At 39.9% G+C, this 7211-nt stretch carries 7 protein-coding genes; 1 reads left to right on the forward strand and 6 read right to left on the reverse strand.

The window, feature by feature from the left end; all coding sequences use genetic code 11:
* From hcaB to hcaE, 4 genes are read right to left on the reverse strand one after another with little or no spacing between them, the layout of a single operon-like run.
* Nucleotides 1-816 carry a 3-phenylpropionate-dihydrodiol/cinnamic acid-dihydrodiol dehydrogenase gene (gene hcaB, locus ACX1N5_RS12870; protein WP_004751818.1) on the reverse strand — a complete coding sequence of 272 codons (816 nt, stop codon included), beginning with the start codon at nucleotides 814-816 and terminating at the stop codon, nucleotides 1-3.
* Nucleotides 816-1145 (reverse strand): 3-phenylpropionate/cinnamic acid dioxygenase ferredoxin subunit, encoded by a 330-nt coding sequence (gene hcaC, locus ACX1N5_RS12875; RefSeq protein ID WP_004751817.1) that lies wholly within the window; start codon nucleotides 1143-1145, stop codon nucleotides 816-818. Before hcaC ends, hcaB begins: the two co-directional genes overlap by 1 nt.
* Nucleotides 1145-1705, reverse strand: coding sequence for a 3-phenylpropionate/cinnamic acid dioxygenase subunit beta (gene hcaF, locus ACX1N5_RS12880; RefSeq protein ID WP_004900868.1), 561 nt, complete (start codon nucleotides 1703-1705; stop codon nucleotides 1145-1147). The genes hcaC and hcaF overlap by 1 nt, the downstream gene beginning before the upstream one ends.
* Nucleotides 1702-3114 carry a 3-phenylpropionate/cinnamic acid dioxygenase subunit alpha gene (gene hcaE, locus ACX1N5_RS12885; RefSeq protein ID WP_004751815.1) on the reverse strand — a complete coding sequence of 471 codons (1413 nt, stop codon included), beginning with the start codon at nucleotides 3112-3114 and terminating at the stop codon, nucleotides 1702-1704. The genes hcaF and hcaE overlap by 4 nt, the downstream gene beginning before the upstream one ends.
* A 266-nt stretch (nucleotides 3115-3380) precedes the next feature.
* On the opposite strand from hcaE, the gene hcaR reads away from it, so the two are divergent.
* The gene (gene hcaR / locus ACX1N5_RS12890; RefSeq protein ID WP_004751814.1) at nucleotides 3381-4280 is read left to right on the forward strand and encodes a DNA-binding transcriptional regulator HcaR; all 900 of its coding nucleotides are present in this window, start codon (nucleotides 3381-3383) and stop codon (nucleotides 4278-4280) included.
* A gap of 409 nt (nucleotides 4281-4689) precedes the next feature.
* On the opposite strand, the gene ACX1N5_RS12895 is transcribed toward hcaR, so the two are convergent.
* Complete coding sequence (locus ACX1N5_RS12895) at nucleotides 4690-6000, reverse strand: OprD family outer membrane porin (RefSeq protein ID WP_458802552.1); 1311 nt, start codon at nucleotides 5998-6000, stop codon at nucleotides 4690-4692.
* 391 nt (nucleotides 6001-6391) lie between these two features.
* On the reverse strand, nucleotides 6392-7211 hold an 820-nt coding region (dmpG, locus tag ACX1N5_RS12900; protein ID WP_458802554.1), incomplete at its 5' end, for a 4-hydroxy-2-oxovalerate aldolase.

The following is a 7211-nucleotide window of genomic DNA, read 5'->3' on the forward strand; positions in this document are numbered from 1 at the left end:
TTAAACGTCAAAGAAGCCTGCATTGGGCTGACGTAAACCACGAATACCTAGACCACAGTCGGCATTAATAAATACGCCAGATAATGGACGGTTATTTTGTCGAGAAGCGAGTAGAACATAAGAACCTGTCATATCTTCGGCTTCAGGTAAGAATTTGAGTGGCATACCTTGACCAATCCGCTCAGGATCACGCGCATCGAGCAGTCCAAGATTTTCCTGCCCCAATGATGCTGCACCTTTGACATTGACATTCATGCCCGAAGGCGCGACGGCATTGACACGGATTTTAGGTGCCAGTTCATACGCCAATTCACGCACTAAGCCAACACCTGCATGCTTGGATGCAGTGTAAATTGGCCCACCACCTGATGAATAAAATGCAGAATTTGATAAGGTAAAAATCATGGAACCTTCGGTTTTTAACAATTCATTCAGTGCTGCTTTGGCACCGAGCAAATAACCTTTGGTATTAATACTCATGATTTCATCAAATGCTGTTTCTAGCTGCTCACCTGACATATTGACAACATCGGCATAGTGATCCCAGATTCCAGCATTACCAATAAAGCAGTCGAGTTTACCAAAACGGGCCACTGTCGCTTCAACAGCACGAACATTGTCGGCATATCGAGCAACGTCACCCGTCACCGCGACAATACGATCACCAAAGCGGGCGATCAGTTCATCAACTTTAGACTGAGAGCGTTGCAACACAGCAACCTGTGCGCCTTCATTTAAAAAACGTTCCACCAGTGCTAGCCCAAGTCCTGAACCGCCGCCTGTAATCAGTACGACTTCTCCTTGTAACCAGCCCATTATGCCACTCCTGACAATTCGACAAATAAAGCGCCATCTTCAACGACGACAGGAAAAGTCTGAATCGGGTCAGTCGCTGGCACACATTGCGGTACACCAGTTTTTAAACAGAAACGAGATGAATGTAACGGGCACTCAACAGTACCATCGTCTTCCAGATAGCCTTCTGACATTGAGGCATTGCCATGGCTACACTTGTCATTCATCGCAAAAAATTCGCCATTAAAATTGAAGACAGCAAGTGCAGCAATATCGCCTACACCGCAGTCCACTTTTAATGCTTCACCTTCATCAAGTTCATCAACCTGACAAACGAATATCTTATTCATTAGAAAAACACCGTAATGTTGTGGGATGTTAAAGTTGCCTGATCGAGCGTGATGTCACGTTTAGCAATGCTCCAGCCTAAACTGCTCTCTTCATTTTTACGGATTAAATCAACCCGTTTCCCCACATAAATCAATACGTCTTTTTCTTTTTGCGAGCGATAAAGCAAATAGTTGCTATATACCAGATATTCATCTGCTTGCTCAGTTGGCTCTACCCGAATATTGGTAATGAGATGACGGGTACGTGATGGAGGCTCTTCCGACCATGACATGCCAGTTTCTAATTTTGCAATACGACGCTCTAACACAAATTTATCGTCGTGATAAATCCAGGTTGAAGGCGGCGCAATACTTTTACGACGGTCACGGGTCTGAGCATTCGTCGTTGTTTTGAGTGTGTAGAGCATGTCTTCACTCAAAATATCTAGCCAGTCACGAAACTTCCAGTCATCTAACAATTGCGCTTCGGCATATAAAAACTGGCTAATATCATGGTAAAGCTCTAGCCCAATAGAACGCCAGACTGGTTGTGGTTTTAACACGTCAACGACCTGATTCATTTCGCAAGCTCCGTTTCATCTGCGATAGCGACAGCCGAATCATTTTTTGCCAAAAGGCTTTGCTCATACGCTGCTGTAGCTTTTTCTACATCTTCCCATTTTTCATGCATCAGTAAGTTTGCCCAGTGGCGATACATACTGCGTGCAGCTGTTTCTGAGAAAATATGATTGGTAATACCAGGCACGTCATCACGTAGCTCTTCATTACCCAGACCCATTTCCATGATCAGTTTGCTATTACGCGCTTTATAACCACGAAGAACTTTCTGGATTTCAATCCAGTTTTCGCCATCATCTGCTTCAGCAAAACCTGCAGGACCAAATGCACGACAAGCATTTAGCTCCATCGCTTCTTTAATATGCTGTGGTGCAGCCTTGTCAGTAATACAGAATGCCCAAACTTCAGTTTTATCTGGACCACGTGGGTGCCAGATTCGCATGGTGGTCATACCATTGAGCCAAGACAAGGTTGGGAACATGGTGTTATGTCCAGCAAGACGTAATGCACGAATTTCGCCAAGACGCTCTTTAGCTTCTTCATAAGTTTCACGAAAATAATCAGCAACCTGACCATCCACCCAGAAGTTAGCGTCTGGTTTTTCTGTTAAGAAAAAGCCTGAACCATGTCCACGTTGACCATATTGCACACAGTTTTTAACGGTTTCCCACACTGGACGTGCCGTTTGTGCTGCACCGAGTGTTTTACTTGCGTCATCACCTGGTTTACCACCCAAGACCTGTACTGCAGAAGCATGTGAATACGGTGCATGATATTGGTCTGAAGCAAACTGTTCTGCTGCAAATTTCCAGTTACAGTTAATTTCCCACTTATGGATACCACCAATAACTTCTGAACCACCTTCACGACGATCAATCAACGCATCAAGATACCAAGCGATATCTCCCATATAAGTGCGTAGATCAGGTGTATCCTCTGCCCAGCAACCGAAAATCAAACCTTTATAGATTTCAACACGATTGACTTCAACAAGACCCCATTTCCCTTTGCATGAACCTTTTGGAAAAGCAACATTTTCTAATGGAATATCTTTCAAAGAACCGTCAACACCATAAGACCAGCCATGGTATGGGCAAGTAAATGCACGTGTATTCCCACAGTCTGCATAACTCACACGCATAGAACGGTGACGGCACTGGTTTAAAAATGCCTTAACTGAACCATCTTTTTGACGGACGACAATAATCGGGTCTTCACCCATATAAGTATTAAAAAAGTCACCAGCCTTCGGAATCTGGCTTTCATGACAAAGAAATAGCCAACAACGCCCAAAAATACGCTCTAATTCAAGTTGATATAATTCAGGGTCAGTGTAAATAGAGGGTGAAATACGTCCATTTTGTGCATCGACTAAGGCATCGATTTCACGCACATCAATTTTTCCACTCATGATCATCGCTCTCCTGCTGCCGCCATCAAATCAAAAGATGGTGGAATCTGTTGGCGTGATAATGATTTTTTAAGACATATAAGTGAAATATTTTATAAGTTTTATTTTAGATATTTTATGAATAATTCTTTATTCTTTTTTATACTAAATTATAGCCAACTTTTTTAATACACTTTTTTGCTACTGAAATGGATTTTTGCTTGGTTTAGGTATTTATACCAACAGATTGACTGAAATAAACGAGCATTTTTAGGATTATTGCCATTATGGAATTACGTCATCTTCGCTATTTTATTATGGTTGCAGAAGAGCTGAACTTTAGTAAAGCTGCACTCAAGTTATATACAGCTCAACCTTCTTTAAGCCAGCAAATTAAAGACCTTGAAGAGTACGTCGGGGTAAAACTGCTGCATAGAACCAAGCGTAAAGTTGAATTAACCGAAGAAGGAAAAGTTTTTTTAGAACGGGCAAAAATTACTCTGGCTGAGGCAGACAAGGCTGTCACCATGGCTCGCCAAGTCGCCAAATCAAAAAAACACCTCCTCACAATTGGCTTTGTGCCTGTTGCTGAAATGAAAGTATTTCCTTATGTTTTACCAAGTCTTAGAGTACAAAATCCTGACTTGAAAATTGAATTGCTGAGTATGAACAATACTTGTCAAATAGAAGCCCTTAAGAAAGGTGAATTAGACGTTGCCTTTATACGAGAGAATCTAAATACCGATGAAATTCAAAGTCAGTTTGTGTTGCGTGAACCCCTGATCTTTCTATTGCACAAAGATCATCCATTAACCAAGTACGATCGTATTCCAGTCAAAGCATTGAATGGTATTGATTTTATTATTCCTGCTGTTGAACAATCTGCAGTTCTCCACCATACGATTTTAGAATTCGCGCAAGCCCATAATATTAAATTTAATATTGTACAAAAAGCAGATAATATTCTCTTTAATATTAATTCAATTGGCATGGGTTTGGGCTGTGCAATTTTACCCGCTTATATTGAACCATTGACGGTCAATAACACCGTAATTCGTCCTTTAGAAGTTGAATTACCTTATCTTGATTTATTTGTAAGTTATCGAAAAGAATCCGAATCTATAGGCATCAAGAAACTTATTGAGCTACTCAATAAAGTTTTTTACCTAAATATTAATCGAGACTAAAGTTGATAGTTATAGGTTTTAGATAGTATTTTCATCATATTTATAGACCTAAGTCTTAGAAAAAGGATGTATCTCATCCTTTTTCTTTTTTTACAGAATAGGCTTCTTTCATCATGGATTATACTTTTTTATTTTTTCCATGAGCAAAATTGAAATATAGACCAATAAAACACAAAAGAAATATTATGAGCTGGCGAAAGGAATTGCTTAAATTTAGACTTTATATGTGATCAAAATATTAAATTTCTTTCATAAGTCCTTTTTATTTCTCCCTATGGGAGAAAAATAAAGAGGGTGTAGGCAATTATGAAAGAAATCTATTAAATAAGAGTTAATAATAAAAAAGCAATGGCTTCGCAGCCATTGCTTTTTGGGGTAACTGTAAAAAGCATTACAGTTACCCTAAAAATTAGAATTTATAGGTGTAAGTTGTCGCAATTCGGTTTTCTTTCAAACTACTGATCTGTCCCTGTACATTATGCCAATCCACATTAATATACATCCATTCAAAACCTAGACCTTTAAATTTACCTTCAGGAACAACGTAGTTTAAAATGAAGTTAAACTCATCCTCTGTTCCTCGACCTGATTTCACACCATTACTTTCATAATGCGAGTCAATATTCCAGCCGCCCCAATATTTTGCAGTCGCTTTTAAGCCATTGATTCCCCAGCCTGCAAAGTTATAACTATAAGTCATCCCGAATGATTGTTCGTCTTTACGAACAAAACTTGCGACGCCCCAGTTATCTAAATACGGCTGTGGTACCCAACCCGCTAATGTTGGGAAATATGGTGCACCAGTTGCAGCACTTGGATTAGATCCTTGTTTACCAAACATTTGCTGATAGCCCAAACCAATCGTCTGATTCTTATAGGTAAGCGTGGTTCCTAAAGATAAAGCCTGGTTATCAATTTTTCCGTATAAAGCATCCCCTGATTGGCGATTATCAAAAAAACGGATATGGGTATCTAATTTCGCATCTTTGTTCAGGTTTTCTTTATAGCTTAAGCCCAAATAGTTTTGTTGATAGATATTATCAACATCTGCATAAAAATAAGAACCTTGCACATTCTGGTTAAATTTATAATCAACCCCAGCAATATACATTCCATTGACTTTGCTATCTTTAGACAGATTTTTCGGCCATAAACCTAAATCCATCGGCTGGTTTTCATAACGCGCATTTATGCTTTTGATATAACCCAAAGTCACTTTGGTGTTTTTAATATCTTTCGATTCTAACCAAGCACCATTATAAGTTGTTAAAAGTTGTCTAGACGGGTCATAAACCAATACAGGCGTAACTGGGAGCAACTCACCTACACGAATTTCAGTCTGTGCAACTTGCGCTTTTAATGTCGCACCAATATGAGCAAACTCCCGAGCTTGTTTCCCTGTTCCTGGCTTTCCTTCATAAGGTAAAACCCAGTCTGGATTACGATCTCGTCCATCTAAACGTACTGCATATTGTGCTAAAAGATCAGCACCAACTTTCACCATACCTAAATCAGCATAGCCTGATTTTGTATCTAGAGTCACACCCTGCGACCAGCTACCCCAGTTTTTACTTGATGCAGTATCATATTGCCGATCTAAATAGAAATTCTTGAATTTGAGCTGAGTTTGACTATCCTCAAGAAAATCAGCAAACGTATTAGGACTGGTGATTCCAACACTTGTACCAACAAAAGCCATCCATAAAGCATAACAACGCATTGTCTACTTCCTAACCGAACAATGTAATGAGCGGGCTATAATGTAGAACATGTCAAAGATCGAATATCAGACAACAGTAGTAAACTTTCCGTTGATTTTATTCTAGACAATTCGATAATTTATGTTTTTATATTTATAAAATATAAATGAACAATAACACCAAATAGACATCTATCTTCAATAAAAATAAGCCCTTGTTTTATATTATTTTTTATTTAAAAAGAATGAAAATAAATCTTATTTAATTGATTTTTTATGTCAATATAAAAATAGATATTCCGGTGCCCTGCTTTTATTAATAGCTAAAACCTTTCATGTTATTGTTAATAAGTATCTTTTTTTATAAAAAAAGCACCCTAAAAAGGATGCTTTTTTGAATTGATTAAATCACTTAACTAACTTTAGCCACATCTTGTGCAATAGATTTAGACATGGTTAATGCCAGATCTTCAATCATATCTTCCTGACCACCAACTGTGCCACGACGTCCTAACTCAAGCAGGATTTCACGTGCAGAAACACCATATTTGGCTTCGGCACGTTTAGCAAACAGTAAGAATGATGAATACACACCTGCATAACCCAAAGTTGCTGCATCACGGTCTGCACGAATCGGGTGAGTCATCATTGGAATAATGATGTCTTCAGCAATATCCTGAACCTTGAACAGATCAACACCGGTTTCCAGTTCCATACGGTTGGCCACTGCAACAAACAGTTCCAGCGGTGTATTGCCGGCACCTGCACCTAAACCTGCAGAGGCCAAGTCCACACGTACTGCCCCTGCATTGACCGCAGTAATCGAGTTCGCCACACCCATACCCAGGTTATGGTGACCATGGAAACCGATTTCCACGTCTGTTGGCAGGTTGGCACGCAAGATACCCACACGATCTGTGACATCTTGTGGTAACAGATAACCTGCTGAGTCAGTCACATAGATACAGTTGGCGCCATAAGACACCATTTTCTGTGCTTCTTCGAGCAATTTCTCTGGAGTCGCCATGTGCGCCATCATCAGGAAGCCCACAGTATCCATACCCAGTTTACGCGCAGCAGTAATATGCTGTTCAGAGACATCGGCTTCGGTTGAATGGGTTGCAACACGAATGGTAGCAACGCCAACATCATGTGCCATTTTCAGATGGTCGACCGTTCCAATACCCGGCAGTAAGAGTGCAGAGACTTTGGCCTGTTTCAGATGTGGAATC

This window comes from Acinetobacter sp. ANC 4636, assembly GCF_054454555.1.

What these genes read in the sequence shown, in the direction of transcription:
- hcaB (WP_004751818.1), bottom strand. Translation starts at nt 816, where the DNA reads ATGGGCTGGTTACAAGGAGAAGTCGTACTGATTACAGGCGGCGGTTCA.
- hcaC (WP_004751817.1), bottom strand. Translation starts at nt 1,145, where the DNA reads ATGAATAAGATATTCGTTTGTCAGGTTGATGAACTTGATGAAGGTGAA.
- hcaF (WP_004900868.1), bottom strand. Translation starts at nt 1,705, where the DNA reads ATGAATCAGGTCGTTGACGTGTTAAAACCACAACCAGTCTGGCGTTCT.
- hcaE (WP_004751815.1), bottom strand. Translation starts at nt 3,114, where the DNA reads ATGAGTGGAAAAATTGATGTGCGTGAAATCGATGCCTTAGTCGATGCA.
- hcaR (WP_004751814.1), top strand. Translation starts at nt 3,381, where the DNA reads ATGGAATTACGTCATCTTCGCTATTTTATTATGGTTGCAGAAGAGCTG.
- ACX1N5_RS12895 (WP_458802552.1), bottom strand. Translation starts at nt 6,000, where the DNA reads ATGCGTTGTTATGCTTTATGGATGGCTTTTGTTGGTACAAGTGTTGGA.